Here is a 25,265-nt window from a genome sequence, read left to right on the forward strand (position 1 = left end):
CGCTTCATCGCAATCTCAGCCGCAGCGACGCCACAACCGGTAAAATGCGGCGGTGGATGTCTCTCATTTGCTCGATCATTTAAACCCCGCCCAGCGCGAGGCCGTTTCCGCGCCGCCGGGGCACTACCTCGTGCTGGCCGGCGCCGGCTCCGGCAAGACGCGCGTGCTGATCCATCGCATCGCCTGGCTCAATGAAGTCCAGGGCGTGCCCAACCACGGCATCTTCGCGGTGACCTTCACCAACAAGGCCGCCGGCGAAATGCGCCACCGCACCGACCTGCAGCTGCGCAACGGCAGCCGCGGGATGTGGATCGGCACCTTCCATGGGCTGGCGCACCGGTTGTTGCGCCTGCACTGGCAGGATGCGCGGCTGCCGGAAGGCTTCCAGGTCATGGACAGCGACGACCAGCTGCGGCTGGTCAAGCGCGTGGTGCAGGCGCTGGAGCTGGATGAGGGCAAGTATCCGCCCAAGCAGATGAGCTGGTGGATCAACGAGCAGAAGGACGAAGGCCGTCGTCCGCAGCATATCCAGCCCGAGCCCAACGACGACTGGACCGAGGTGCGCCGGCAGGTCTACGCCGCCTACCAGGAACGTTGCGACCGCTCCGGCCTGCTGGACTTTGCCGAGTTGCTGCTGCGCGCGCACGAACTGCTGCGCGATACCCCGGCCTTGCTGGCGCATTACCGTGCGCGCTTCCGCGAGATCCTGGTCGACGAGTTCCAGGACACCAACGCCATCCAGTATGCCTTCGTGCGCGTGCTGGCCGGCGAGACCGGCCACGTGTTCGTGGTCGGCGACGACGACCAGGCCATCTACGGCTGGCGCGGCGCCAAGGTCGAGAACGTGCAGCGCTTCCTGAAGGATTTCCCCGGCGCGCAGACCGTGCGGCTGGAGCAGAACTACCGCTCCAGCGCCAATATCCTGGGCGCGGCCAATGCGGTGATCGCGCACAACCCGGACCGGATCGGCAAGCAGCTGTGGACCGATTCCGGCGACGGCGATCCGATCGATCTGTATGCGGCCTACAACGAGGTCGACGAGGCGCGCTATGTGGTCGAGCGCGCGCGGCAGTGGGTGCGCGACGGCGGCAGTTACGGCGAAGTGGCGGTGCTGTATCGCAGCAACGCGCAGTCGCGCGCGCTGGAAGAAGCGCTGATTTCCGAACAGCTGCCGTATCGCGTGTATGGCGGCATGCGCTTCTTTGAGCGTGCCGAAATCAAGGACGCGTTGGCGTATCTGCGCCTGCTCACCAACCGCAGCGACGATGCCGCGTTCGAGCGCGCAGTCAATACGCCGACGCGTGGCATCGGCGATCGCACGCTGGATGAAGTGCGTCGCCTGGCACGCGCCAATGCGTTGTCGCTATGGGAAGCGGCGATGCTGTCGACGCAGGAAAACACACTGGCCGCCCGCGCCCGCAATGCGCTGGCCGCGTTCCTGAGCCTGGTCGGCCAGCTGCATGCCGAAACCGGGCAGATGGAACTGGCCGAACGCATCGACCATGTGCTGATGCGCTCGGGCCTGCGCGAACATTGGGCCAAGGAAAGCCGCAGCGGGCTGGATTCGGAATCGCGTACCGAGAACCTGGACGAACTGGTGTCGGTGGCCTCGCGCTTCACCCGCCCGGACGATGAAGACAGCCAGGGCATGACCGAGCTGGTCGCCTTCCTGGCCTACGCCTCGCTGGAGGCCGGCGAAGGCCAGGCGCAGGCCGGCGAAGAGGGCGTGCAGCTGATGACGCTGCATTCGGCCAAGGGCCTGGAATTTCCCATCGTGTTCCTGGTCGGCCTGGAAGATGGCCTGTTCCCGAGCGCACGCTCGCTGGAAGAAAGCGGCCGGCTGGAAGAAGAGCGCCGCCTGGCCTATGTGGGCATCACCCGCGCGCGCCAGAAGCTGGTGCTGTGCTACGCCGAATCGCGGCGCATCCACGGCCAGGACAACTACAACGTGCCCTCGCGTTTTCTGCGCGAGATTCCGCGCGAGTTGCTGCACGAGGTGCGCCCGAAAGTGCAGGTCTCACGCACTGCCTCGCTGGGCGCAGCTCGCGGCGGACCGGTGCATGGCGTGGTCGAAGCCGCACCGATCAAGCTCGGTGCCAATGTCGAACACCCCACCTTCGGCGGCGGCGTGGTCGTGGACTACGAAGGCGCCGGCGCGCATGCGCGCGTGCAGGTGCAGTTCGACGACGTCGGCGCCAAGTGGCTGGTCATGGCGTATGCGAATTTGACGGTGATGTAAGCGTTTCTTCTATTACTAGGATAAGCACCGTAGTAGCCGCCGCTAATTGGACGACGAGGCGTTTCCTTCTCCCAACGGGAGAAGGTGGCGCGCAGCGCCGGATGAGGGTACGTCGTGGCGATATAACGCCACACGCCTGTACAGACTTAGTCTTGCAGACAGGCAAAACGTTGCTTCTTATAATGCCTGGAACGCTGATCTCGCATGCAATGCAGTCGAGGAGATATCGATGCGCTCGGCGACGCTGGCAGTGGCGATGAGAAAATTTCGACAGCACGGAGCGAGGCAATGATGGTGGAAGCTACTATAAAAGCTTTTGTGGAAGCCTCGATTTCTGCGGAGGAATTTGAACGGAGTATTCAGTCCGATGCATCCTTTGAACGTCTTCTAAAGAATGAAGTGCGACTGCCTGCCTACATCCAGGAAGCTGATCTCTACACGCATCTGATCAGTCAAGACTACAGCCGGATCGGTTCTGTCTACAATGTTCAACAACTACTTTGCAGCTTCTTGAAGAAACACGAGATTGCGCATATTTGCAGTGAAAAATATGGCGAATTATTCGAGTTGACGCTGAAAGTTCAGCCTAAATGGCTTGATCTTCCAGCGTGGTACTTTTCCCGCGCTATCGATGGTGAAGGCGCTAGCAAGGGGAAGGCGCTGGTGGGGATGTTGAAGAAGAAGATCGCGCAGGATTTTCGCTTCTTGAAAGCTGCACCGAAGTGGTTGCAAAGTCCCGATTGGCCCTTTGTTGAAGGAAGACCGTTGGTGTTTGTAGGGCAGATCGACATTGGCAGTCTTCGTCACGACACGGCGCAGCTGTACATTTTCTATGATGAGCACACTGGAACATTCGTAACTTCCAGCCAATCCTGTTAAAGGCTGTTGGTCTGGGCAATATAGCGGTCAGCGAAAGCTTCAATATGATGCGCACACGTGCGACGCATCCGACACCCAAGGTGCGGTCGTAAACTGGACATCTGACTGTCCTTGCGGACGCGCCGTTGTGCGCTGCCCGATGCATCACCGCGTCATCCATGACACCCTGCGATCGAATCGGACGCAGAGGAACACACGAGCGGATGTGCATAAAATGAGGCCAGCAGGCGAGCTCTACAATCCTGCTTGAGTGCTACTGCAACCCAGCAGCAGAATTGATCCGCATCAAGGTCGACGTCGCTGCACCCTGTCAGGCTGCCATTACCGGCGATGCAGCCGGTCACTTCGGAGGTCACCATGTACAAACGTATCCTGATCGCCATCGATGCGTCCGAGTTGTCGCATCGTGGTTTGTTTCAGGGCCTCGAGCTGGCCAAGGCGACGGGCGCGAAAGTGGATATCGTCACCGTGTCCGAGCCGTGGGCGATGGGCATGTACGACGCGATGGGCTGGAGCGTGGGCTACGAGGCAAGTCCGGAGTACCGCAAGGAGCGGGAAGCTGCCGCAGAAAAGATCCTGCGCCCGGCGCTGGAACTGGCGGCCGCAGCCAACATCAAGGCCACGTCGCGTCACGTGCTGGACCGCTTCGCCGCCGAAGGCATCGTGCAGACCGCCAAGGAGTGCAACAGCGACCTGATCATTATGACCTCGCACGGCCGCCGTGGCATGCGCCGCATGCTGCTCGGCAGCCAGACGGTGGAGGTGCTCACGCATAGCTCGATTCCGGTGCTGGTGATCCGCTGATCGTCGGATGTTCTGCTGCGCAACGACACGCTCGGTACATCCCACGCTCAAGTCGCACGCTCTGTCGTAGGAGCGCGCCCGAGCGCGACGAGGCATTACCGGTAACGCCCCATCACGCGCAGGCACGCTCCTACGCCGATTGAGGGGCGTTTCTACACTGGCTCGGGCTGAGCGGCAACGCGGCCGGTCGGCCGTGCAACACGCCGTAACGCGTCGGTACGCAAGGGTGCGAGGTGCATCAGCGGCATGCCGGCACGCACCGGCATGTCAGCCCGGTGCGTTTGCTGGCTCAGCTCGCGCATGAAGCGCCACACCGGCATGTAGTGTCCGCGGCGTGGCGCATGTGGCGGCGGTGCGGCGCGGCACTGGCGGCGCCATTGTATCGGCGGCATGCCGAAACGCTGCTGGAAACAGCGTTGAAACTGCCGCTCCGATGCAAAGCCCATTTCATACAGCAACCAGGTCAGGCTGCACTCCGGGTAGGCCTGCAGATAACGGTACGCGGTGTACAGGCGCTGCGCGCGGATATGGCTGGCCACGCCCCCGCGCGACTGGAACAGCCGGTACAACGACGCACGCGACAGCCCGAACGCCTGCTGCAGGGACTCGGTACCGAGCTCGGCCTCACCGATGTGCTGCTCGATGTAGGCCAGCAGATCGACCATCAGCGGCGCAGGTGCCACCCCCGATGCCGATGCCTGCGGGACGATGGCGCTGTAATCGCTGGTGTTGCTCATGCGGGTGCTGCCTGCGGCCCACTCCCCGGGGCCTGTCACCTGATCAACCGAGAAAAGCTGCGCCAACCCATCATCGGCTTTCGTGAACCCGGCGCTGCGTCACGCATTAGTGCGATCGACCGCGATCCAGGCCAACCGGCCGGCCCTGTCCTCGATGCGCCACCGCGCTCCGGTCGCCAATGCGGGATACTGCGCTTCCACGCAGGCGAGATGGACCGGATGTCCGAGCTGCCGATCACCGAGTTGTTGCAGGCCTGGCAGCGCGACATACCCGGCGCGAGCGACGCATTGGCGCGGCAGGTCTACGAGGTGCTGCGCGCCACCGCATTGCGCGAGCTGCGGCGCGATGCGCGTGCCGGCCTGCAGGCAACCGAACTGGTGCACGAGGCCTGGATGCGACTGGAGCAAGGCCAGCAGGGGTTTCGCTCGCGCGCGCATTTCTATGCAGTAGCGGCATTGCAGATGCGTCATCTGCTGGTGGATCTGGCGCGGCAGCAGGCCAGTGCCAAGCGGCTTGGGCAGGCAGTGACCTTGACGATCAGCTTGTCCGACAGCGCGCCGCGGCCGGAGGCCTTGATGGTGGTCGCCGATGCCTTCGACAAGCTGGCGCGGGTGGACGAGCGCAAGGCCAAGGCCTTCGCGCTGACCGAGCTGGTGGGTTTCAGCGTGGCCGAGGCGGCCGAGCAACTGGAGGTGTCGGTGCCGACGCTGGAGCGCGACCTGCGCTTTGCACGCGTGTGGCTGGCGGCGCAGCTGTGAGCAGTGCCGCCACCTCCTGGCAGCGGCTGGAGGCCTTGTTCCATCATGCGTGCCTGCTGCCGGTGGAGGCGCGCCAGGCATTCGCGCGTGCGCAGGCCGGCGACGATGCGGTCCTGCGCGATGAGTTGCTGGCGATGCTGGCGGTGGAAGCGCAGGCCACCCTGCGCGTGCGTGCGCCGCTGCAACAGGCCGCCGCGGCACTGCGCGCGCCGCTGCCGGAACTGCCTGCCGGCACGCGCTTCGGTGCATGGGCGATCGACCGCCTGATCGGCGCCGGCGGCATGGGCCAGGTCTATCTGGGCCATCGCGCCGACGGTGCCTACGAGCGCGAGGTGGCGATCAAGCTGGTGGCCGCCGAAGCCCTGGATGCGCAGGGCCGCGCCTTGTTCGAATTCGAATGCCGGCTGCTGGCGCAGATGGTGCACCCGGCGATCGCGCAGATCCACGACGTCGGCACCGACGCGCACGGCCGTCCGTATCTGGTGATGGAGTATCTGCGCGGCGAGCCGATCACCCGGTGGTGCGATGCGCATCTGCTGTCGCTGCAGGCGCGCGTGTTGCTGATGCTGCGGGTGGGCGAGGCGGTGCAGCACGCGCATCAGAAAGGCGTGATCCATCGCGATCTCAAACCGAGCAATGTGCTAGTCAGCGCGGTCGACGGGCGACCGATGCCGGGCGTGATCGATTTCGGCATCGCCATCGATGTGTCCAACCCCGGCATGATCTCCGCGCATGGTCGCGGCACGCCCGGCTACATGAGCCCGGAGCAGGCGCGCGGCGCGCCGGAGGTGGACGCACGCAGCGATATCTATGCGCTGGGTGCGATGTTCTACGAACTGAGTTGCGGGCTGACCCCGGTGGCAGACCGCGACGGCGTGCCGCAGCCGCCATCGCAGCGGGTGGCGGCAGTGCCGGCCGATGCGCGCGCGCGGATCTGCGCGGCGCGTGCGACCACCCACGGCAAGCTGCAGGATCGGCTGCGCGATGGCCTGGATGCGATCGTGCTGCGCGCGTTGGCGCCGGAACCGGGCGCGCGCTACGCGTCGGTGTCGGCCTTGCTGGACGATCTGCACCGCTGGCTGGACGGTTATCCGCCACGCGCACTGCAGGCCGGCGGCTGGTTGCGGCTGCGCAAGTTCACCCAGCGCCATCGCAGTGGCGTGCTGGCCGGTGGGCTGGCATCGATTGCGCTGATCGGCGGTCTGGGCGCCACGTTGTGGTCGCAGCAGCAGGCCGCACGCGATGCGCAACGCGCGCAGGTCACCGGCGACTTCATGAGCTCGGTGCTGTCCAGCGTGGACCCGGGCATTGCGCAGGGTCTGGACAAGACGCTGATGCTGCGCGTGCTGCAGCAGGCCTCGCAGCGCGCCGCGCGTGAGTTGGCCGATCAGCCGGACGCGCGCACGCAAGTGGAGCTGACCCTGGGCCGCACACTGATCGCGCTGGGCGATTACCCGCAGGCGATGCTGCATCTGCGTACCGCCCAGGCATTGGCGCAGCAGCACACCGGCGCGGCCAGCGTGCCGGCCCTGAAAGCGGCCTGCATGCTCGGCCAGGCGCTCGCCGGCGCCGGCAAGGCGAACGAAGCCGAACAGGCGCTACGCCAAGGCATGGCGCAGGCGGCACGCGGCAACGCAGAACAGCAGGCGCTGGGCAACGAGATGCGTGCGCGGCTGGCCTGGGCGTTGCGCGACCAGGGCCGCATGGCCGATGCCATGGCAGAGAGCCGGCACGCCTATGTCGCCGCGCTGGCCAACGCCGCCACCACTGCAGATCAACGCATCGATGCCGGCAATGTCCATGCCGGCATCCTGGCCGAGGTCGGCCAGCTGGTGCCGGCGATTGCCCTGCAGCGCAGCTTGCTGCGCGAGCGCATCGCCATGCGCGGGCCGGAGCACCCCCTGGTGCTGTCGATGCGCAACAGCCTGGCGGTGTTCTTGCTGATGCAGCGCGATTTTGCCGCTGCCGAAGCCGAACTGGCCTCGCTGCTGCGCCTGACCCGCAAGCTCTACGGCGACAACGCCGCCGACACCTTGATGGTGGAAAGCAACCTGGCCCACGCATTGCGGCAGCAGGGCAAGCTGGCAGAAGCCGGCCCGCATTACCGCGCAACACTGGAGCGTGCGAGCGCCCTGTTTGGCGACGATGCGCCGGCCACCATCACCTATCGCAGCAACCATGCGTTCTGGCTATTGGACGATGGCCAGCTGGATGCCTCGCTGGCCGAACAGCGCGCTGCGCTCGCGACATCCCTACGCGTGTTGGGCCGTGCGCATCCACAGACCGCCGAGATCCTGCGCGGCCTGTCCGAAGCCGAGCGCAGGCTCGGCCAGATGGCCGCCGCGCGCGATCACGCCGAGCAGGCGCTGCAGATTCTGACCGGCATCTACGGCGATGCCGTAGAACCCTTGCGTGCCGTACGCCAGACCTTGGCGCTGGTCGCACCGGCCAAGGCGCTTCCTGCGACTTCCAGCGTAGAAACCACCACCTCGGTTGCGCAACGCTGAGATCAAGCGTCGGGTCGGCCAAGTGCCGCCGGCCGACAGCCGCCGCAGGGCGACAGCACAGGCAATCCCTGTCGCCATGCGGCGGCGTACCGAAACCGGCGGGCCATCTCGCCCGGCATCAGCCACACAAGGCGGACGTCACCGAACCAGCGCCCCAAGACCCGCCAGGTTTACGCTCTACGAATCCCGAATCCCGAATCCCGAATCACCAGCTATACAGCTTCCAATACACCTTGTTGACCTTGTCCTTCTCCGCATCGGTATGCCCGTCGTGATCGCGGTCGTATAGGAAGTAGGGCGCACCGCGGGCAGGCGTTACCCGCACCATTTCCAGCTGTCCATTGACGCGGTACTCGTCGACCTTGTCGCCGTTGCCCATGGTCTTGCTGGTGACATCCGCACCGGCCGGCACGTCGCCGACCGCACCGCTGGTGGCGCAGCCGCCGAGCAGCAGCAACGGCAGCAGCAAAAGACTCGCTCTCTTCATTGTCGTCATCCGTTCTAGGTCGTCGGCAAGTATGCGCTGGCACGGTGTGGCGTGAGTGTGCAGCGTAGAATTGGCGCATGAGCAGATTAGTCCTGATCGACGGGTCCAGTTACCTGTACCGCGCGTTCCACGCGCTTCCGCCGCTGACCAATGCCCAGGGCGAGCCTACCGGGGCCTTGTTCGGCGTGGTCAACATGCTGCGCGCCACCTTGAAGGAACGCCCGGCCTATGTCGCGTTCGTGGTGGATGCGCCAGGCAAGACCTTCCGCGACGACCTGTATGCCGACTACAAGGCCAATCGCCCGTCGATGCCCGACGACCTGCGCGCGCAGGTGCAGCCGATGTGCGACATCGTGCATGCGCTGGGCATCGACATCCTGCGCATCGATGGCGTGGAGGCCGACGATGTGATCGGCACGCTGGCCCTGCAGGCGGCCGCCGATGGCCTGAGCGTGACCATCTCCACCGGCGACAAGGACTTTGCCCAGCTGGTGCGCCCGGGCATCGAACTGGTCAACACCATGAGCGGCAGCCGCATGGATTCGGACGAGGCGGTGATCGCCAAGTTCGGCGTGCGCCCCGACCAGATCGTCGACCTGCTGGCGCTGATGGGCGACACCGTGGACAACGTGCCCGGCGTGGAGAAGTGCGGCCCCAAGACCGCCGCCAAATGGCTGGCCGAATACGCGTCGCTCGATGGCGTGATCGCCAACGCCGACAAGATCAAGGGCAAGATCGGCGACAACCTGCGCGCCGCATTGCCACGGCTGCCGCTCAACCGCGAACTGGTCACCATCAAGACCGACGTGACCCTGGCCAGCGGCCCGTGCGCGCTGGACCTGCGCGAGCCCAACGCCGAAACGCTGGCGGTGCTGTACGCACGCTACGGCTTCACCCAGGCGCTGCGCGAACTCGGCGGTGCCGTCGCCCAGGCCGGCCTGCCGACCGAGCCGGTGGCACTCGGCGCTGCCGCAGCCAGCGCCCGCACCGAACCCGGCCGCGCGCGCGGCACCGGCTTTGTGTCCGGCCCGGTCAGTGCCCCGGTGGAAGTGGACCCCGCGCTGTCGGCGCCCGGCCAGTACGACACCATCCTGACCCAGGAACAGCTCGACAGCTGGATCGTGCGCCTGCGCGCCGCCGGCCAGTTTGCCTTCGATACCGAAACCGACAGCCTGGATCCGCTGCAGGCCGACCTGATCGGCCTGAGCGTGGCGGCCGAGCCCGGCCAGGCGGCGTATCTTCCGTTCGGCCACAACTTCCCCGGCGCCCCGGCCCAGCTCGACCGTGCCCAGGCGCTGGCGCAACTGGCGCCGCTGCTCACCGACCCTGCGGTGCGCAAGCTCGGCCAGCACGGCAAGTACGACCTGCACGTGATGCGCCGGCACGGCATCGCCCTGGCCGGCTACAGCGACGACACCCTGCTGGAGAGCTTCGTGCTCAATTCCGGCAGCGCCCGCCACGACATGGACAGCCTGGCCAAGCGCTACCTGGGCTACGACACGGTCAAGTACGAAGACGTCTGCGGCAAGGGCACCAAGCAGATCCCGTTTGCCCAGATCAGCCTGGAAGACGCCACCCGCTACGCCGCCGAAGATGCCGACATCACCCTGCGCCTGCACCAGGTGCTAAGCCCCAGGCTGGCCGCCGAGCCGGGTTTGGAGCGTGTCTACCGCACGATCGAGATGCCGCTGGTGGAAGTGCTGGCACGCATCGAAGCCAACGGCGTATGCGTGGACGCGACCGAACTGCGCCGCCAGAGCGCGGACCTGTCCAAGCGCATGCTTGCCGCCCAGCAGAAAGCCACCGAGCTGGCCGGGCGCACTTTCAACCTGGATTCGCCCAAGCAGCTGCAGGCGCTGCTGTTCGACGAGCTCAAGCTCCCCGCCGTGGTCAAGACGCCCAAGGGCCAGCCCTCGACCAACGAGGAGGCACTGGAAGCCATTGCCGACCAGCACGAGCTGCCGCGTGTGATCCTGGAGTACCGCGGTCTGACCAAGCTGCGCAGCACCTACACCGACAAGCTGCCGGAGATGATCCACCCGCAGTCCGGACGCGTGCACACCAGCTACCACCAGGCCGGCGCCGCCACCGGGCGGCTGTCCTCGTCCGATCCCAATCTGCAGAACATCCCGATCCGCACCGAAGACGGTCGCCGCATCCGCCGCGCCTTCGTCGCCCCGGCCGGACGCAAGCTGGTCGCCTGCGACTATTCGCAGATCGAGCTGCGTATCATGGCGCACCTGTCCGGCGACCCCGGCCTGGTCGGCGCGTTCGAGTCCGGCGCCGACGTACACCGCGCAACCGCCGCCGAGGTGTTCGGCCGCACCATCGACACCGTCAGCGCTGACGAGCGCCGCGCCGCCAAGGCAATCAACTTCGGACTGATGTACGGCATGAGCGCCTTCGGCCTGGCCCGCCAGCTGGGTATCGGCCGTGGCGAGGCGCAGGACTACATCGCGCTGTACTTCAGCCGTTACCCAGGCGTACGCGATTTCATGGAAACCACCCGCCAGCAGGCACGAGACAAGGGCTATGTGGAGACGGTGTTCGGCCGCCGGCTGTATCTGGACTTCATCAATGCCGGCAGCCAAGGCCAGCGGGCCGGCGCCGAGCGCGCCGCCATCAACGCACCGATGCAGGGCACCGCAGCCGACATCATCAAACGCGCCATGGTCAGCGTGGACGGCTGGATTGCCGACCACGCCGAGCGGGCGCTGATGATCCTGCAGGTGCACGACGAACTGGTGTTCGAAGCCGAGACCGATTTCGTCGATACGCTGCTGAGCGAAGTGACCACGCGCATGTCGGCCGCTGCCGAATTACGCGTGCCCCTTGTGGTGGATTGCGGCGTTGGCGATAACTGGGACCAGGCGCACTGACGCAGCAGATCAGGCTGATATGCTGAATGTGCAGACCAGACATAATGCGCGTCGCGCATATGCTGATGGAATGAATAAGCGTTAAATTCTACATTTTTTTAACAGCTATCTTCACGATCCATCAATGTAGAAAATGGTGTTATATCCCTCGACGGGCGCAACGCCTGTCGGCAGATCTCTCCCATCCCCTGGAGCAGATCTCGGAGCGGAAACTACTCCCCAAGTTTTCCGTTCCCTGGCCCCGCCGACCTCCCCCTGGTCTGCGGGGCTTTTTATTGTTCGGCCTCCAGTTATTTTGCTACGCAACATAACCGGTTCATCGGATTGCACCATTCACTGCTAGCCTTGGCAATCACAAATTTAAATAGGCTTGATTTATTCAATTAATCAACACAGCGTCTCATCAATGCTATGTTTTCTATATTGACGGCTTCAACCCAGCCAGTCGCGCGGAACCAGATAGTCCATCAGCCGTGCCTCTGCGCTGCCCGGTTCCGGGGTGAAGCCATACTCCCAGCGCACCTGCGGGGGCAGGCTCATCAAGATACTTTCGGCCCGCCCGCCACTCTGCAGGCCGAATAGCGTGCCGCGGTCATACACCAAGTTGAACTCCACATAGCGGCCACGGCGATAGAGCTGGAACTCGCGCTCGCGTTCGCCATAGGGCGTGTCCTTGCGGCGCTCGACGATCGGCAGGTAGGCATCCAGGAAGCCATCGCCAACCGCGCGCTGGTAGGCGAAGTCGCGTTCGAAATCCTGACCCAGGTCGTCGAAGAACAGCCCGCCCACGCCACGCGTCTCGTTGCGGTGACGCAGGAAGAAATAATCGTCGCACCAACGCTTGTGCGCTGCATAGCGCTCCTCGCCGAATGGCGCGCATAGCGCTTGCGCGGTGCGGTGCCAGTGCAGCACGTCCTCGTCGACCGGATAGAACGGGGTCAGATCGAAGCCGCCACCGAACCAGGCCGCTACCACTTCGCCATCGCGCTCTGCGCGGAAGTAGCGCACATTGGCGTGCGTGGTGGGGACGTGCGGATTGTGTGGATGGAACACCAGCGACACGCCGCAGGCGCGCCATGTCGCCCCCGCCAGCTCGGGCCGATGTGCGCTGGCCGAAGGCGGCAGGCGCGAGCCGGACACATCTGAAAACCCGATGCCGGCCTGCTCGAACACCGCCCCATCGCGCAGGACGCGGGTGCGTCCCCCGCCGCCCTCCTCGCGCTGCCACAGGTCTTCGGCAAAACGCGCGCTGCCATCGATGGCTTCCACGGCAGTGCAGATACGGTCCTGCAGGCCGGTCAAATAATCCCGTACACGGTCGAATTCGTTCATGCCACGATTCTAAGCGCTGCATCGCACTTCATGCAGTCGGGCAAACGCGCCCATTTGTCGCAGGGCCAGGCGGTACATCGTGTGGGCATAGGGTGCCTGACCAGTCAGGCTTTGCCGCGTAAGATCCCGCGACGGTGAGCGGACAAGGACCCGTCGCGCTGGTCGGCGCGCATGGTTTTCAACAAAAACAGCGGGCAACCGGTGCGGCGTCCTCGCCACGCCCCCGACTCACCGAGCTTGTGATTCAAGCCCGTACCGTGTCCAACCGTCGCCACGGCTCGAAGTCTCTATTCCCTCATGCGTTGCGCCTGCGCGCGGCAGTAAATTCGGCGCGCACTGCAGGCGTGCACAACCGCCATGCCAGCGCTGCGTGGAGACAGCCGATTGCCACCACGCCCAGGCCTGTCAGCAGTAACGCTGCCTGGCGGGTCGCCTGCAGGCGTGCCTGCAGCTGCGGCCACTCGGGGCTGTGCACGACATCGGCAGGCAGCATCGCCTGCACACCCTCGAACAGCGGCCCGATCAACGCCAGGGCACCGACATTGAGCAATCCTGTCCCCAGCAACACCGCCACGAACCCGACCCGTGCCCACTCGCGTCGCTGCAGCAAGGCCCAGCTCAGCCCTGCGAAGACCACCGACAGCACCATGCCTATGACGGACAATGACAACGCATGATCGATCAACCACTGCAACGAGGCGGGCAGGGTGATTCCTTCGGGCAAGCCCAGCGCTGCCGCGTCGGGCATCAGCACGATCATCACGATCTGCAGCAGGTTCGACAGTGCACTGACGACACCCAGCAACAGGGACACCCATGCCAACGGCGTGAGGAAGCCGCCGCGCGGGCGAGGTCCCGGCGTCGGCGCGCTCATTGCAGCGATGCGATATGGGCGGCCACGGCGGCCTGGCCTGGAGGATCCAAGGCCGGCTGCAGCTGCGCGTACCAACCCGGCAGCGCGTCGGCGGGCAGGCACTGGCGCAGCAACGGTGTGCTGCGTTCCAGGAAGGCTTCGAAGAAGGGCAGCCCGCGCATGTAGAGGAAGTGGCTGTCGGTGATCGACATGCCTGCGTAGGCCTCGCGCAACCACTCCAGATGCGGCAGCGTGTGTGCGCCGTGGCCGGCCCGGGTCAGCGCGGTGAGGAAACTGGTGCGTGCGGTGGCCGGCGAGGTGGAGCGCTCCTGCGCGTTCAAGTCATCGAAAGTCAGCAACCACTGCTCGCCACGATCGATCTCGTTGCACATCACCGAGGTGGTCGCCAACTGCAGTGCATTGTGCGCGGTGGGCTCGAGCTCGTACAGCGCCAGCCAGTGCGGGTACGCCTCGCGATAGCGGTCCAGCGCGCTCAACGCCAGCGCGCACAGGCGTTGCGCGTCGGCACCCAGGTGCAGTTGTGCCTGCGCAGCGTTGTAGGCGCCCAGCTGATCGCCGTGCTGGAACAGGGTCAGTGCGGGCTGCAGTGCCGGCTCGATCCCGACATCGGTATCGGTGTCATCGGCGGCAGCAACCGGCGCTGCGGTCGGTTCGGCTCGGGGTGTCTTCGCCACCGGGGTCTTGCGTCCAAACAAACGGTCCCACAGGCCCATCGCGATTACCTTCTGCGCGCGACAAAGTGGAAACCGCCGCGGTGCCGGCGGCGCTCCGGTCGGGCGGCGGGCCGGCAGAGGGGACGCGCAATGCGCCAGCGATTCTGCCGATCCTGCGCCAAGCTTAGGGCCAGTTGCGTACGTACAGGTGAGTGCCAGGCATGGTGTGGCGTGGTGATGCGCAACGCAGGAGCGCATCACGCGTGCAACATGGCTGACCTGGTGCTTGCTGCAAGATGCGGCCGCCGCCGCACGACATGTCACCGGGCGGGCGATGCATCACGCATCGCCCGCCCGCAGCGGCATGGCTTACGGCTTCACCTGCTCATTGAACAGTTTGAGGATGCGCTTGTATTCGTCCAGCCACGAATCGGCACGCGTAAAGCCGTGGCGTTCCAGCGGATACGGCGCCACCTGCCAGTTGTCCTTGCGGAGCTCCATCAACTTCTGGGTCATGTCGACCGAGTCCTTGAAGAACACGTTGTCGTCGATCATGCCGTGCGCGATCAGCAGATGGTCGCGCAGTCCGTCGGCATAGTTGATCGGCGACGAGGTCTTGTACGCGTCGGGGTCGAGTTCGGGCGTGTTGAGGATGTTGGAGGTGTACTCGTGGTTGTACTGCATCCAGTCACCGACCGGACGCAATGCCGCGCCTGCCTTGAAGGTGCCTGGGCTGCGGAACAGCGCCATATAGGTCATGAAGCCGCCGTACGAGCCGCCGTAGATGCCGGCGCGCGCGCGGTCACCCTGCTTCTGCGTCGCCAGCCACTCCAGCCCGTCCAGATAGTCTTCCAGCTCCGGATGGCCCATGTTGCGGTAGATCGCGGTGCGCCAGTCGCGTCCGTAGCCTTCCGAGGCGCGGTAGTCCAGATCCAGCACGATGTAGCCCTGCTGCACCAGCAGGTTGTGGAACATCTGCTCGCGGAAGTACGGCGTATAGCGTTGCGAGACGTTCTGCAGATAGCCCGCGCCATGCACGAACATCACGATCGGATATTGCTTGCCGGGCTCGGGGTTCTGCGGCCCGTAGTACTTGCCCCACACCGTGCCGGCGCCATGCCGGGATGGTACCTGCACATACTGCGGCGCGATCCACGGCTGCGCCTTGAAGGCGGGCGTGCGGGTGTCGGTCAGCAGCGTGGCCTGGCCGCCTGCGGCCGGCACTACCGCCAGCTGCGGTGGCAGGTAGCTGCCTGAGTAACGCACCAGCAACTGCTGCCCGTTTGGCGACAGGCTGAAGCCTTCCACGCCATTCAGTGCGGTGACCTCGGTGAGCTGGTCGCTGCCCAGATCCAGCTTGCACACCTCGTAATCGCCCGGCCATTTCTGATTGCACAGGAAGAACATGCTGCTGCCGTCTGCGCTGGGCACCGGCATCGACACTTCCCACTTGCCGCGGGTACGCCGGCGCGGCTTGCCGTTGCCTTCCACGGTGTACAGCTGCGAATAGCCGGATTCTTCCGACAGCAACCACAGCGTGCGGTTGTCGGGCAGCCAGCCGAAGTCGTTGAAGTCCCAGTTGATCCAGGCACTGTCGCTCAGGCGATGCCGCGGCTGCAACGTGGCATTGGCCAGGTCCACGCTGGCGATCCAACGGTCCTTGTTGTCCACCGCGCGAATCTCCACCGCCACATTGCGCCCGTCATCGCTCCAGTGCACCGCCGGCCCGCTGCCGTCGCCGTCGCTTTCCACACGGACGGCGCGGTTGCCCTTGAGCGCGTCGCGCTTGGCGGCCTTGCGCAGCGCGGCCAGCGGGTCGGTGGCGATACCCGGCAGGGTGTCGAAGGACAGCGGTCTTGCAGTGCCGGCACCGACATCGACCAACCATAGCGCATGCGCCACCGGCGCATTGCGACCGACGCGGGTGCGCACCTCCTGGAATTCCTCGTAGCCGGATTCGGTCACGTACTTGGGCATCTTGCCGGCGTGGCCCTCTTCGGCAGCCTTGGCCTGGGTGACCACCAGCAGATGGCGGCCGTCCGGCGACAACGCGCTGTCGACGATCTCCACCTCATCGCCCAGGTACACCGGCGCTGCCGCACGTGTGGCATCGGCGCGGCGCCAGATGTCTTCCTGCGTGCGTAACGCATCGCGCTGCTCACGGTCGTGCCGCAGCGTGGCCAGCGTGGCCAGTTGCTGCGCGCGCAACACATCAGCCTTGGGCGCAGCGTTGGGATCGCGCTCGGCCTTGACCACCGCAACCTGCGCAGTGCCGCCGTCGGCACGCCAGTGGTACCAGTCGTTGCCCGCGCGCCAGATCGCGCCGCCATCGCTGGCAAATTGCGGCCGCGATTCGACCTCGTTGCTGCGGGTCAGCTGGGTCAGCGCGCCAGAGCGCAAATCGCGCAGGAAGATGTCGCCATTGCGCGCAAACAGCATGCGCTGGCGGGCCGCGTCGTAGCTCGGGTTATCCGCATCCAGGCCGGCACGTGCGTTGTCGGCCACGCGTTCGGCGGTGCCGCCGCCAGCGCCCTGGCGATAGGTGTCGCGCACCGGGGAACCGTTGCGTTTGAGCAGGTATTGCACCTGTTTGCCGTCCCACTGCCACCAGGCCTGATCCACCGACGGCCCGATCCAGTCCGGATCGGCCATTACCTGTTCGATGGTGAGCGGTGTGGCCGATTGCGCATGCGCGGTGACAGCCAGCAACAACAAGGACAGCGGCAACAATCTGGGCATCGGTGACAACTGGACGCAACGAGGAGCGGACAAGCCTAGCAGCTCGCTTCCACCGGGGGCTTGGGCCACAGGTCATGTACGCGGTGGGGCGAGTGCGTCATCGAAGAGGCGAGGCGTCGGCGGGTGGCGGACGCGACAACATGCGTGGTATGCAGCTTGACCCGAAGGGCGCGTGCGCCGTGCGGCGGCGGGACGAAGTCTTCATTTTCCATCGCAGGCGACGGGTGCTGCAGCTTCTGCCACGCATTGCGTTCTGCGCTGCCATCTGCGGCCCGAGCGACCGCGTCAGACCTGATGCGCTGCAAGTGCCCGCTTGGGCGACCTGGCCGTCGATGCCGGCAACGCGCCTGAAAACGCAGTGTGTTCCGCGGCGATGGCCGCGCACTCCGCGCACCGCGTCCACGCGCGAGCTCGCCAATGTCACCGTAGCGGCTCGATGCACGCGCGCCACACCACGCAGCTGCAAAGCCGTGGAAATCTGCTTCGCGCCGGCCTTGGCCGAGGTTCCGAAGTTCGGCCACCGCCGCGTAGCCGGAAACCTCCCGACTTGCCAGCAGGGCAGGTGGCGGCCAAGCTAGCGCGCTTTTGCGATTGCCGGTTCCCATGTCCAGCCTGCCTGTTCCTGCCGTTTCCCACCCGATGGCCGTCGGCGCGCCCGGCCGGCCGCTGGCCTGGCGCGCGGGGCAGCCGGTCGATCTGGCCACCTTCATTGCACACGTGCATGGCCTGGCCCAGCAGCTGCCGGACGGTCGCCACGCGGTGAATCTGTGCGAGGACCGCTATCGCTTCATGGTCGCGTTCTATGCCTGCGCGTTGCGGGGGCAGGTGTCGCTGCTGCCGTCCTCGCGCGCGCCGGCCGTGGTCGGCGAAGTGCAGGCGCGGCATGCCGATGCATACTGCCTGGGCGATCTGGCGCTGGAACTGGCACCGCCGCGTTACTGGCAGCTGCCGGCCGAGTTGCCGCAGGCCGAGGGCCAGATTCCGCAGCTGGCCGACGACGCCCTGGTGGCCATCGGCTTCACCTCCGGCAGCACCGGCAGCCCGCAACCCAACCCCAAGACCTGGGGCAGCTTTCTGACCAGCACGCGCCAGGATCTGGTCGCGCTGGAGAGCCTGTGGGCGCACACCGATGCGGTGCCGCACGTGGTCGCCACGGTGCCGCCGCAGCACATGTACGGCATGGAATTGTCGGTCCTGCTGCCGATGGTGACCGAGCTTGCGGTGCATGCGGGCCGCCCGTTCTTCCCGGACGATGTGGCGCGCGCGCTGTCGGACATTCCTGCCCCGCGCGTGCTGGTGACCACGCCGGTGCATCTGCGCGCGCTGGTCGAATCCGGCGTGGCGCTGCCGCCGCTGGTCGGCATCGTCTCGGCCACCGCGCCGTTGGCGCAGGAGGTGGCCGCTGCCGCCGAGGCGCGATTTGGCGGCGAGGTGCGCGAGATGTTCGGCTCCACCGAGACTTGCGTGTTCGCCGTGCGCCGCACCGCACTGGAGGCGGCGTGGACACCGTTGCCCGGTGTGCGCCTGGAAACGCAGGCGGCGGGCACCTTGGTGCACGCACCGCATCTGGCCACGCCGGTGCTGCTGGCCGACATGATGGACGTGGCCGCCGACGGCCGCTTCCAGGTCCGCGGCCGGCAGGCCGATCTGCTGGAAATCGCCGGCAAACGCGCCTCGCTGGCCGATCTGACCCGTCGCCTGCTGGCCATCCCCGGCGTCGTCGACGGCACTATCGTGCAACTCGTGCCCGACCCCGGTCAGGCGGTCGGCCGCATCGCCGCACTGGTGGTCGCCCCGACCCTGGACGAAGCGCAGATCCTTGCCGCCCTGCGCGTCAGCGTCGATCCGGTGTTCCTGCCGCGGCGCCTGCGCAAACTCGCCGCCCTGCCGCGCAACGAAACCGGCAAGCTGCCACGCGATGTGGTGCTGGGTTTGCTCAACGGCTGAGTACAGGTCCCGCCACGGAGCCTTGCTGCTGCGTGGCGGCAGCGGGCATCAGAACCGACGCCCGCAGTCACTCACCCATGCACCCCATCGATCTCCACCGCCAGCTCGTCGCGGCAGATCACTGCGTGCAGCAGCAGACGCGGCACCGCATCGCCGAAGCGGGCGTTCAGGGCTTGCGCGACCTTGGGCAGGTCGTCCTGCTCGCGCACGTAGACCTTCAGGCGGGTGCCGGCGCCGAACTGTGCGGGCAGGGTGGGGGCGTGCTGGCGTGCGGCGCCGAGCAGGGCGTCGAAGTTGGCGAAGGTCTCTTCCAGCTGCGCCAGCAACTGGCCGGTGTGCATCGAGGCATGCCCGACCACGGCGGCGGTGCCTGACAGCAGCAGCGGCATGTCGCTGCCGGCTGGCGGCAGCATGGCGCGCGCGAAACTCGGCGGCTGCGGGCCGTATTGGCGCGGGTAGTTATAGGCGCTGACCTGGCGAGGATTTTCCAGCGGGGTGCCGGCGTCGCTGGCGGCCAGCCAATAGATCTGGATGATGCGCTCGGCATCGCAGCGTCCCACCGCGGTGGCGGCCGGCAACTGCGCATTGTCGAAGGCGCCCAGGCCGCGCGCACGGCCTACGCAGAACTGCCGGTAGCGTTCGCGGTCGCCACTGCCCAGGGTGATGGCATCCAGATAGTTCCAGATACGCAGCAGGCGCGGGGTCTGGCTGCCGGTGACGAAGGCGGTGATCTCCGCATAGGCCCTGGCGGCGGCGGCTTCGATATCGACATCCTGCTCGTCGATTTCGATCACGCCGAACTGCAGGCGGCCGTCGCTGGCCCAGGCGATGTTGCCATCGCGGCCACTGTGCACCGCTGCATCGCTGCGCCACACCTCCAGCACGTCGGCTTGATACGGTTGCAGCGGCACGCGCAGGTAGCGCGGGTCGTCCAGGCGCGGCGCCGCAGTGCCGAAGCCGAACACGGCCAGCACCTGCGGATCGGCCAGCAGGGCAGACGGGTCGGTCTGATCGACATAGTCGACCTGCAGGCGGGGATGGCGCACGGTGTGCGTGGTCTGGGCCTGGGAAGCGGTCATCGCGTGTCTCGTTGTTGCGTGTCGCGTTGTAAGGTGTCGCCGTCAAAGCCGAGCGTGGCCTGACGCCGGCGTTGGCGCCAGGACTGCCAGGCGCGCGGCATCATCGACAAGGTGGTCAGTGCATAGATGGCGCGGAATGCGCGCAGGCGCAGGCGCACCTTGGGGCTGTCGAACACATCGCCGGCCAGCATCGCCACCACCGCCTGTTCGATCTGCCAGGTGTTCTGCGGTTGCGCGAACAGGGCGCGCATGGTCGGCGAGGTGAAGCGGTAGATGAACCACTTGAACTCGTCCACGCCGCGCTTGAGCTCGCGCTGCAAGGCGCGCTGCAGTTTTGCCTCGTGCTGCGGCATGCGCAGGGCCTGGTCCACCATGGCCGCACCGCGCTCGGCGCTGTGCATGGCCAGGAACACGCCCGACGAAAACATCGGGTCGACGAAAGTGTAGGCATCGCCGAGCATCAGCCAACGTGGCCCGGACATGCGTGTGCATTCGTAGGCGTAGTTGCCGGTGGCATGCACCGGTGCCACGCGTTCGGCGCCGAGCATGCGCGCGTTGAGCTCGGCGTTGAGCGCGAGCGTGCGCATGAAGAAGGCCTCGCTGTCGCCTTTGCGGGTCTTCATGTACTCCGGGTAGCAGACCGCGCCCACGCTCATGATGTCGTCCGGCAACGGGATCAGCCACATCCAGCCGTGCGCGTGGCGGTAGATGCTGATGTTGCCGGCATCTTCGCCCGGTCGGCGCGTCACGCCGCGGAAGTGGCTGAACAGCGCGGCCGATTGATGCCTGGCATTGGCGCGTTTGAGCTTGAAGCGGGTGCCCAGGAAGGTGTCGCGGCCGCTGGCATCGAGCAGATAGCGCGGACGGAACTGCTGCACACCCGCCACGCCTCGTGCCTGCAGCACCGGCTGCTGCCCATCGAACTGCACCGCTTCGACCATGACCTGATCGCGCGCATCCACGCCCACCGCCCGCGCGCGCTCGAACAGCACCTGGTCGAACTGCGCACGCGGCACCTGGAAGGCGAAATCGGCCTTGGCATCCAGCGCATGCGAAAAACGGAAGGTGTTGTAGCCGCCGCTGTCGTTGGGAAAGTCCGCGCCGCGCTTGAGCACGCCGATGCTGCGCACGTCTTCCAACACGCCCAGGCGTTCGAGAATCGGCATGTTCATCGGCAGCAGCGACTCGCCGATATGGAAGCGCGGGTGCTGCGCTTTCTCCAGCAAGGTCACCTGCCAGCCCTGCTGGGCCAGCACGATGGCGGCCGCGCAGCCCGCCGGCCCGCCGCCGATGATCAGCACATCCGGGCACTCGGGTCCGGGAGCCGACCCGGCTGCCGGCTTGGCGGTCGGGGTAGGGCCAACAGCGGTGGAAGTCATCCTGGAGCGAACCTGCAGCGGGCGAGCGTCATGCAGTCATGATAGCCTGACCGGCGGCCCGGACCGGTATGCCGGCCGCCGGATCGCTGTTGCAGACCGATCGACACCCTCGCCGATGCGGCCGCAAGGCCGGCGTGGCGAGTGCTCGGAATCGGCCCGCACGGCAACGTACACTGTCCGTGGTTCCGCAGCATCGCCCACGCCAACCTGACGGTTGGCTGCGCCGCTGTGGTGGTTGCCCTGAAATTTCGCTGCGAATCTGTCGCCCGACCCTCACCTGGAAGCTCTCTGGATGTCCTCGCAAACCGCTGCCGAACGTGAACTGGCCGAACTCCTGGTCGAAAGTCTGAACCTGGAAGACGTCCAGCCCGCCGACATCGACCCGGAGGCGCCGTTGTTCAACACCGGGCTGGGACTGGATTCGATCGACGCGCTGGAACTGGCGCTGGCGATCAGCAAGCGCTATGGCTTCCAGCTGCGCTCGGACAATGACGAGAACCGTCGCATCTTCGCGTCGCTGCGCGCATTGTCGGCGCATGTCGAAGCCAACAAGACCGTCTGAGGTTGCGACCGCCGCGTCCGGCGATGCGCCCCCGTGGGTGCTGGGGCTGGGCGTGTTGCTGGCGGTGGCGTATTCGCCGCTGGCGCATTGGGCCAACGCCAGCCATCGCCCGGAACTGGCCGTCATCGCCGGCGCCTTGCTGGTGCTGATGGTGCTGATCGAACCGATGGCCGCGCGCCGGGCCTGGGCCTGGACGCTGGGCGTGCTGACCTTGCTGGGCCTGAGCGCGTTGTGGCACTCGCCGTACGCGATGCTGGTGCTGGCCGCGCCGCCGGTGGTGTTCACCGGCTGGGTCGCCTGGTTCTTCGGCCGCAGCCTGCGCCGTGGGCGCACGCCGCTGATCAGCCGCATTGTCGAAGGGCTGTATCGCCAGGCCGGCATGCCGATCACTGCGGAGCAATACCGCTATACGCGTCGTCTCACCCTGGCCTGGGCGCTGCTGCTGTGCGCGCTGACCCTGGTCAACCTGGTGCTGGGCCTGTGCGCCGAACCCAGTGGCGTGCTGGCGCAACTGGGCTACGTCTCGCCGCTGCCGATCAGCGACGCGCGCGCGTCGTTGTTCGCCAATCTGCTGGCGTACGGGGTGGTTGGCGGGTTCTTTATAGGCGAATATCTATTGCGCGGCCGCTGGTTTCCACAGCGCCCCTATCGTAATCTGCCAGACTTCTTGCGCCAGATGGCGCGGCTCGGGCCGGAATTCTGGCGCGATCTGCTGCGCTGAGTGCGTGGCCAGGGGCAGCGACGTACGTGCACATTTTCGGGGACAATACAAAAATGCCGTTGGCAAGGATGCCGTCGCGCCTGGCGTGGGCCGTGTTCAATCTGTTGCAGCTGGCCTTCACGCTGACGTTTACCGCTGGCGGAATCGTCTATGCCCTGGCGTTGCTGGCGATCACGCGCGATGCCGACCGCCTGCTGCGCATGGGCGCCTGGATGTGGTCGCCGGTGCTGTTTCGCGGCGCCGGTGCCAAGGTGATCGTGGAAGGCCGCGAGCGCGTGGACTGGTCCAGGAACTATCTGTTCGTCAGCAACCACCAGTCGGTCATCGATATCTGCGCGTTGTTCTACGCCTTGCCGGTGCCGCTGCGGTTCCTGCTCAAGGACGAAATGCTCAAGGTACCGTTCGTGAACTGGTATGCGCGCGCCACCGGCATGCTGTTCCTGGACCGCGACAGCCGGCGTGCCGGGGCGATGGTGCGCCGGCAGGCCGCCGCCCTGCTGCGCGAGGGCAAGCAGCTGTGTCTGTTTCCCGAAGGCACCCGCAGCCGCAGCGGCGCATTATTGCCGTTCAAGGCCGGGCTGTTGCAGGCCGCTATCGATGCTGGCGTACAGGTGGTGCCGGTGGCGGTGGATGGCTGCGGCAAGGTGCTGCCGGTGGAGGGTGTGTTCAGGGTGCGCCCGGGCATCATCCGTGTACGCATCGGCGCGCCGATTCGGGTGACCGGGCCGGACGCGCCGGACCGCCAGCAATTGACCGAGCAGGCACACAACGCCGTGGCTGCGATGCTTCAACCCAGGATCTGAGTTACCCGCTTATGGATTTCGTCGTGCCGCATGATCATCCCTGCCTGCCCGGGCACTTTCCGGGACGCCCCGTGGTGCCTGGCGTGGTCGTGCTCGACCATGTGCTGCAGGCGCTGGAAGCTGCGTATGGCCCACGTGCCGCGGCACGCCTGCCGCAGGTGAAGTTCGTGCAGCCGTTGCTGCCCGGGCAGACGGCATCGGTCACGCTGGACGGCGTGGGCCCGCGTTGGCGCTTTCGCGTGCAGCGCGCCGACGAGCTGCTGGTCAGCGGCGAAGTGGTGGCGGAGGCGGCGCGATGAGCAGTCAGTGGAAGCAACGCCCGGAAGGCGGTGGACGTTTCGCGCTGTGGCTGATCCGCGGCATCGCCCAGCATGCCGGGCGCGCGGTGGGACGCGCGCTGCTGTACCCGATCACGCTGTACTTCCTGCTGGTGCGTGGGCCCGAGCGCAGCGCCTCGCGAGCCTATCTGACGCGCGTGCTGGATCGCCCGGCCACGCTGCGCGATGTGGCGCGGCATATCCACACCTTCGCCTCGACGATTCTGGACCGCGTGTACATGCTGTGCGGGCAGATGCAGCGCTTCCGGGTCGACATCACCGGGCTGGATCAGCTGCATACGCAGATGGATCGCGGCCGTGGCGTGCTGATCTTCGGCTCGCACCTGGGCAGTTTCGATGCGCTGCGGGTGCTGGCCACCGAACGGCCGGACGTACAGGTCAAGGTGGTGCTGGACAAGGCGCACAACCGCGCCATGACCGAACTGCTGGGCGCGCTGAATCCCCAGCTGGCCGCCAACATCATCGACGCCGGCATGGACGCGACCTCGATCGTCATGGCGATCAAGGACGCCACCGACGCCGGTGCGCTGGTGGCGCTGCTGATCGATCGCCCGCGCGAGGGCGACCCGGCGTTGCCGGCGACGTTCCTCGGTCGCAACGCGATGTTCCCGACCTCGCCGTGGCTGATCGCCGCAGCGCTGAAGGTGCCGGTGGTGCTGGCGTTCGGCCTGTATCGCGGCGGCAATCATTACGAGCTGGCGTTCGAGACCTTCAGCGAAGGCCTGGACGTGCCGCGTCGCCAGCGCGCGCCGGTGCTGGCGGTGCTCATGCGCGATTACGCGGCCAGGCTGGAACATTACACACGCTACGCGCCGTATAACTGGTTCAACTTCTACGATTTCTGGAACACCCACCATGCCGATGTGCCGCACCCTGCCGTGGATGCTGATACTGCTGTTCAGCGCCGCACCGCTATGCGCCGCACCGCCTGAGACGCTGGACGTCGGCCAGGTGCTGCAGCGCCTGGCGCGCCCCGCACCGGTCAGCACCGAGTTCGTCGAACTGCGTGGCTCGGCCCTGCTGAAGACGCCGCTGCGCGTGCAGGGCCATTACCGTCGCCCGGATGCGCAGACCCTGGTGCGCGAGGTCAGCACGCCGTATCGCGAGACCACCACGTTGCAGGGTGACGAAGGCGTACTGGAGCGCGAAGGCAAATCGCCGCGGCGTTTTTCGCTGAGCCGGGTGCCGGAGCTGGTCGGCTTGAAGTCCGGCTTCGGCGCGTTGCTGGCCGGCGACCGCGCGCTGCTGGAGCAGCACTACCGCATCAGCGGGCAGGGCCAGCCGCAGGCCTGGCAACTGACGCTGCAGCCCAAGGACGCTGCCGTGGCCAAGCAGGTGCGCGAGTTGCGACTGTACGGACGCACTGATGAGTTGCGCTGCATCGAAAGCGTGCCGGCCAAGGGCGAGGTGCAACGCACGCTGCTGGCCGCTGCAGCGCGCGAGGCCGCACGCGTGACCGATGCGGCGGCCCTGACCACGCTGTGCCACGGGTCGGGCGCGTGACGCAGCGCGCCTTCGGCGCAGGCAAGGCGCTTGCACAACCCGAT

Annotated in this window: 21 protein-coding genes; 13 read left to right on the forward strand and 8 right to left on the reverse strand. The window is 66.3% G+C overall.

Features of this window, described 5'->3' with window-relative positions; genetic code table 11:
- Window positions 1–52: 52 nt before the first annotated feature.
- From uvrD to XarjCFBP7645_RS11885, 3 genes are all read left to right on the forward strand, one after another.
- On the forward strand, window positions 53–2,239 hold the full coding sequence (gene uvrD / locus XarjCFBP7645_RS11875) for a DNA helicase II (RefSeq protein ID WP_104537621.1): 2,187 nt from the start codon (window positions 53–55) through the stop codon (window positions 2,237–2,239).
- A gap of 204 nt (window positions 2,240–2,443) precedes the next feature.
- Window positions 2,444–3,118 (forward strand): hypothetical protein, encoded by a 675-nt coding sequence (locus tag XarjCFBP7645_RS11880; protein WP_104537622.1) that lies wholly within the window; start codon window positions 2,444–2,446, stop codon window positions 3,116–3,118.
- Between the two features lie 357 nt (window positions 3,119–3,475).
- The gene (locus XarjCFBP7645_RS11885) at window positions 3,476–3,922 is read left to right on the forward strand and encodes a universal stress protein (RefSeq protein WP_016902734.1); all 447 of its coding nucleotides are present in this window, start codon (window positions 3,476–3,478) and stop codon (window positions 3,920–3,922) included.
- Between the two features lie 152 nt (window positions 3,923–4,074).
- Here XarjCFBP7645_RS11885 and tagK read toward each other — a convergent pair whose 3' ends face one another.
- Complete coding sequence (tagK, locus tag XarjCFBP7645_RS11890; protein ID WP_104537623.1) at window positions 4,075–4,725, reverse strand: transcriptional regulator TagK; 651 nt, start codon at window positions 4,723–4,725, stop codon at window positions 4,075–4,077.
- Window positions 4,726–4,878: 153 nt separating this feature from the next.
- Between tagK and ecfK the strand changes: the two genes are divergently transcribed.
- Both ecfK and XarjCFBP7645_RS11900 read left to right on the forward strand, forming a co-directional pair.
- On the forward strand, window positions 4,879–5,418 hold the full coding sequence (ecfK, locus tag XarjCFBP7645_RS11895; RefSeq protein WP_104537624.1) for an ECF-type sigma factor EcfK: 540 nt from the start codon (window positions 4,879–4,881) through the stop codon (window positions 5,416–5,418).
- Window positions 5,397–7,925, forward strand: coding sequence for a serine/threonine-protein kinase (locus XarjCFBP7645_RS11900; protein WP_104537625.1), 2,529 nt, complete (start codon window positions 5,397–5,399; stop codon window positions 7,923–7,925). Before ecfK ends, XarjCFBP7645_RS11900 begins: the two co-directional genes overlap by 22 nt.
- Before the next feature lie 205 nt (window positions 7,926–8,130).
- Here the strand turns inward: XarjCFBP7645_RS11900 and XarjCFBP7645_RS11905 are convergent, their stop codons facing one another.
- Window positions 8,131–8,412 (reverse strand): DUF2782 domain-containing protein, encoded by a 282-nt coding sequence (locus tag XarjCFBP7645_RS11905; RefSeq protein ID WP_039515413.1) that lies wholly within the window; start codon window positions 8,410–8,412, stop codon window positions 8,131–8,133.
- Window positions 8,413–8,489: 77 nt separating this feature from the next.
- Here XarjCFBP7645_RS11905 and polA point away from each other — a divergent pair, with 77 nt between their 5' ends.
- Window positions 8,490–11,291, forward strand: coding sequence for a DNA polymerase I (polA, locus tag XarjCFBP7645_RS11910; protein ID WP_104537626.1), 2,802 nt, complete (start codon window positions 8,490–8,492; stop codon window positions 11,289–11,291).
- A gap of 432 nt (window positions 11,292–11,723) precedes the next feature.
- On the opposite strand, the gene hemF is transcribed toward polA, so the two are convergent.
- The 4 genes from hemF to XarjCFBP7645_RS11930 all read right to left on the reverse strand — a co-directional run bounded on the left by hemF (window position 11,724) and on the right by XarjCFBP7645_RS11930 (window position 16,880).
- Entirely contained in the window at window positions 11,724–12,623 is a 900-nt protein-coding gene (gene hemF, locus XarjCFBP7645_RS11915) for an oxygen-dependent coproporphyrinogen oxidase (protein ID WP_104537627.1), read from the reverse strand.
- A gap of 295 nt (window positions 12,624–12,918) precedes the next feature.
- On the reverse strand, window positions 12,919–13,497 hold the full coding sequence (locus XarjCFBP7645_RS11920; protein ID WP_104537628.1) for a hypothetical protein: 579 nt from the start codon (window positions 13,495–13,497) through the stop codon (window positions 12,919–12,921).
- Entirely contained in the window at window positions 13,494–14,210 is a 717-nt protein-coding gene (locus tag XarjCFBP7645_RS11925; protein WP_104537629.1) for a hypothetical protein, read from the reverse strand. The genes XarjCFBP7645_RS11920 and XarjCFBP7645_RS11925 overlap by 4 nt, the downstream gene beginning before the upstream one ends.
- A gap of 309 nt (window positions 14,211–14,519) precedes the next feature.
- Window positions 14,520–16,880 carry a S9 family peptidase gene (locus XarjCFBP7645_RS11930; protein ID WP_104537630.1) on the reverse strand — a complete coding sequence of 787 codons (2,361 nt, stop codon included), beginning with the start codon at window positions 16,878–16,880 and terminating at the stop codon, window positions 14,520–14,522.
- A 612-nt stretch (window positions 16,881–17,492) separates the two neighbouring features.
- Here XarjCFBP7645_RS11930 and XarjCFBP7645_RS11935 point away from each other — a divergent pair.
- Complete coding sequence (locus XarjCFBP7645_RS11935; protein ID WP_181126299.1) at window positions 17,493–18,836, forward strand: AMP-binding protein; 1,344 nt, start codon at window positions 17,493–17,495, stop codon at window positions 18,834–18,836.
- A gap of 71 nt (window positions 18,837–18,907) precedes the next feature.
- Here the strand turns inward: XarjCFBP7645_RS11935 and XarjCFBP7645_RS11940 are convergent, their stop codons facing one another.
- Together XarjCFBP7645_RS11940 and XarjCFBP7645_RS11945 are read right to left on the reverse strand one after the other, a co-directional pair.
- Entirely contained in the window at window positions 18,908–19,915 is a 1,008-nt protein-coding gene (locus XarjCFBP7645_RS11940) for a pteridine-dependent deoxygenase (RefSeq protein WP_181126300.1), read from the reverse strand.
- Window positions 19,912–21,294: an NAD(P)/FAD-dependent oxidoreductase gene (locus XarjCFBP7645_RS11945; protein WP_104537632.1), complete on the reverse strand. Its 1,383-nt coding sequence runs from the start codon at window positions 21,292–21,294 to the stop codon at window positions 19,912–19,914. Before XarjCFBP7645_RS11945 ends, XarjCFBP7645_RS11940 begins: the two co-directional genes overlap by 4 nt.
- A 292-nt stretch (window positions 21,295–21,586) precedes the next feature.
- On the opposite strand from XarjCFBP7645_RS11945, the gene xanC reads away from it, so the two are divergent.
- From xanC to XarjCFBP7645_RS11975, 6 genes are all read left to right on the forward strand, one after another.
- Window positions 21,587–21,856, forward strand: a complete 270-nt coding sequence (gene xanC, locus XarjCFBP7645_RS11950) for a xanthomonadin biosynthesis acyl carrier protein XanC (protein ID WP_011260626.1) — start codon at window positions 21,587–21,589, stop codon at window positions 21,854–21,856.
- Between the two features lie 37 nt (window positions 21,857–21,893).
- The gene (locus XarjCFBP7645_RS11955) at window positions 21,894–22,577 is read left to right on the forward strand and encodes a ketosynthase (RefSeq protein WP_181126334.1); all 684 of its coding nucleotides are present in this window, start codon (window positions 21,894–21,896) and stop codon (window positions 22,575–22,577) included.
- Between the two features lie 53 nt (window positions 22,578–22,630).
- Complete coding sequence (locus tag XarjCFBP7645_RS11960; protein WP_104537634.1) at window positions 22,631–23,380, forward strand: lysophospholipid acyltransferase family protein; 750 nt, start codon at window positions 22,631–22,633, stop codon at window positions 23,378–23,380.
- Between the two features lie 71 nt (window positions 23,381–23,451).
- Window positions 23,452–23,679 carry a hypothetical protein gene (locus XarjCFBP7645_RS11965; protein WP_258079554.1) on the forward strand — a complete coding sequence of 76 codons (228 nt, stop codon included), beginning with the start codon at window positions 23,452–23,454 and terminating at the stop codon, window positions 23,677–23,679.
- Window positions 23,676–24,650 carry an acyltransferase gene (locus tag XarjCFBP7645_RS11970; protein ID WP_104537636.1) on the forward strand — a complete coding sequence of 325 codons (975 nt, stop codon included), beginning with the start codon at window positions 23,676–23,678 and terminating at the stop codon, window positions 24,648–24,650. Before XarjCFBP7645_RS11965 ends, XarjCFBP7645_RS11970 begins: the two co-directional genes overlap by 4 nt.
- A complete protein-coding gene (locus XarjCFBP7645_RS11975) occupies window positions 24,574–25,221 on the forward strand; it encodes a LolA-related protein (protein WP_104537637.1) in 648 nt (215 codons plus the stop codon). The genes XarjCFBP7645_RS11970 and XarjCFBP7645_RS11975 overlap by 77 nt, the downstream gene beginning before the upstream one ends.
- Window positions 25,222–25,265: the final 44 nt, after the last annotated feature.

The organism is Xanthomonas arboricola (assembly GCF_002940665.1).
Lineage (GTDB): Bacteria > Pseudomonadota > Gammaproteobacteria > Xanthomonadales > Xanthomonadaceae > Xanthomonas > Xanthomonas arboricola_B.

Bases quoted from the DNA above. Each gene is read 5' to 3' on its own strand.
- XarjCFBP7645_RS11880 (WP_104537622.1), top strand. From the start codon at position 2,444: ATGCAATGCAGTCGAGGAGATATCGATGCGCTCGGCGACGCTGGCAGT.
- XarjCFBP7645_RS11885 (WP_016902734.1), top strand. From the start codon at position 3,476: ATGTACAAACGTATCCTGATCGCCATCGATGCGTCCGAGTTGTCGCAT.
- ecfK (WP_104537624.1), top strand. From the start codon at position 4,879: ATGTCCGAGCTGCCGATCACCGAGTTGTTGCAGGCCTGGCAGCGCGAC.
- XarjCFBP7645_RS11905 (WP_039515413.1), bottom strand. From the start codon at position 8,412: ATGAAGAGAGCGAGTCTTTTGCTGCTGCCGTTGCTGCTGCTCGGCGGC.
- polA (WP_104537626.1), top strand. From the start codon at position 8,490: ATGAGCAGATTAGTCCTGATCGACGGGTCCAGTTACCTGTACCGCGCG.
- hemF (WP_104537627.1), bottom strand. From the start codon at position 12,623: ATGAACGAATTCGACCGTGTACGGGATTATTTGACCGGCCTGCAGGAC.
- XarjCFBP7645_RS11920 (WP_104537628.1), bottom strand. From the start codon at position 13,497: ATGAGCGCGCCGACGCCGGGACCTCGCCCGCGCGGCGGCTTCCTCACG.
- XarjCFBP7645_RS11925 (WP_104537629.1), bottom strand. From the start codon at position 14,210: ATGGGCCTGTGGGACCGTTTGTTTGGACGCAAGACCCCGGTGGCGAAG.
- XarjCFBP7645_RS11935 (WP_181126299.1), top strand. From the start codon at position 17,493: ATGTCCAGCCTGCCTGTTCCTGCCGTTTCCCACCCGATGGCCGTCGGC.
- XarjCFBP7645_RS11940 (WP_181126300.1), bottom strand. From the start codon at position 19,915: ATGACCGCTTCCCAGGCCCAGACCACGCACACCGTGCGCCATCCCCGC.
- XarjCFBP7645_RS11945 (WP_104537632.1), bottom strand. From the start codon at position 21,294: ATGACTTCCACCGCTGTTGGCCCTACCCCGACCGCCAAGCCGGCAGCC.
- xanC (WP_011260626.1), top strand. From the start codon at position 21,587: ATGTCCTCGCAAACCGCTGCCGAACGTGAACTGGCCGAACTCCTGGTC.
- XarjCFBP7645_RS11960 (WP_104537634.1), top strand. From the start codon at position 22,631: ATGCCGTTGGCAAGGATGCCGTCGCGCCTGGCGTGGGCCGTGTTCAAT.
- XarjCFBP7645_RS11970 (WP_104537636.1), top strand. From the start codon at position 23,676: ATGAGCAGTCAGTGGAAGCAACGCCCGGAAGGCGGTGGACGTTTCGCG.
- XarjCFBP7645_RS11975 (WP_104537637.1), top strand. From the start codon at position 24,574: ATGCCGATGTGCCGCACCCTGCCGTGGATGCTGATACTGCTGTTCAGC.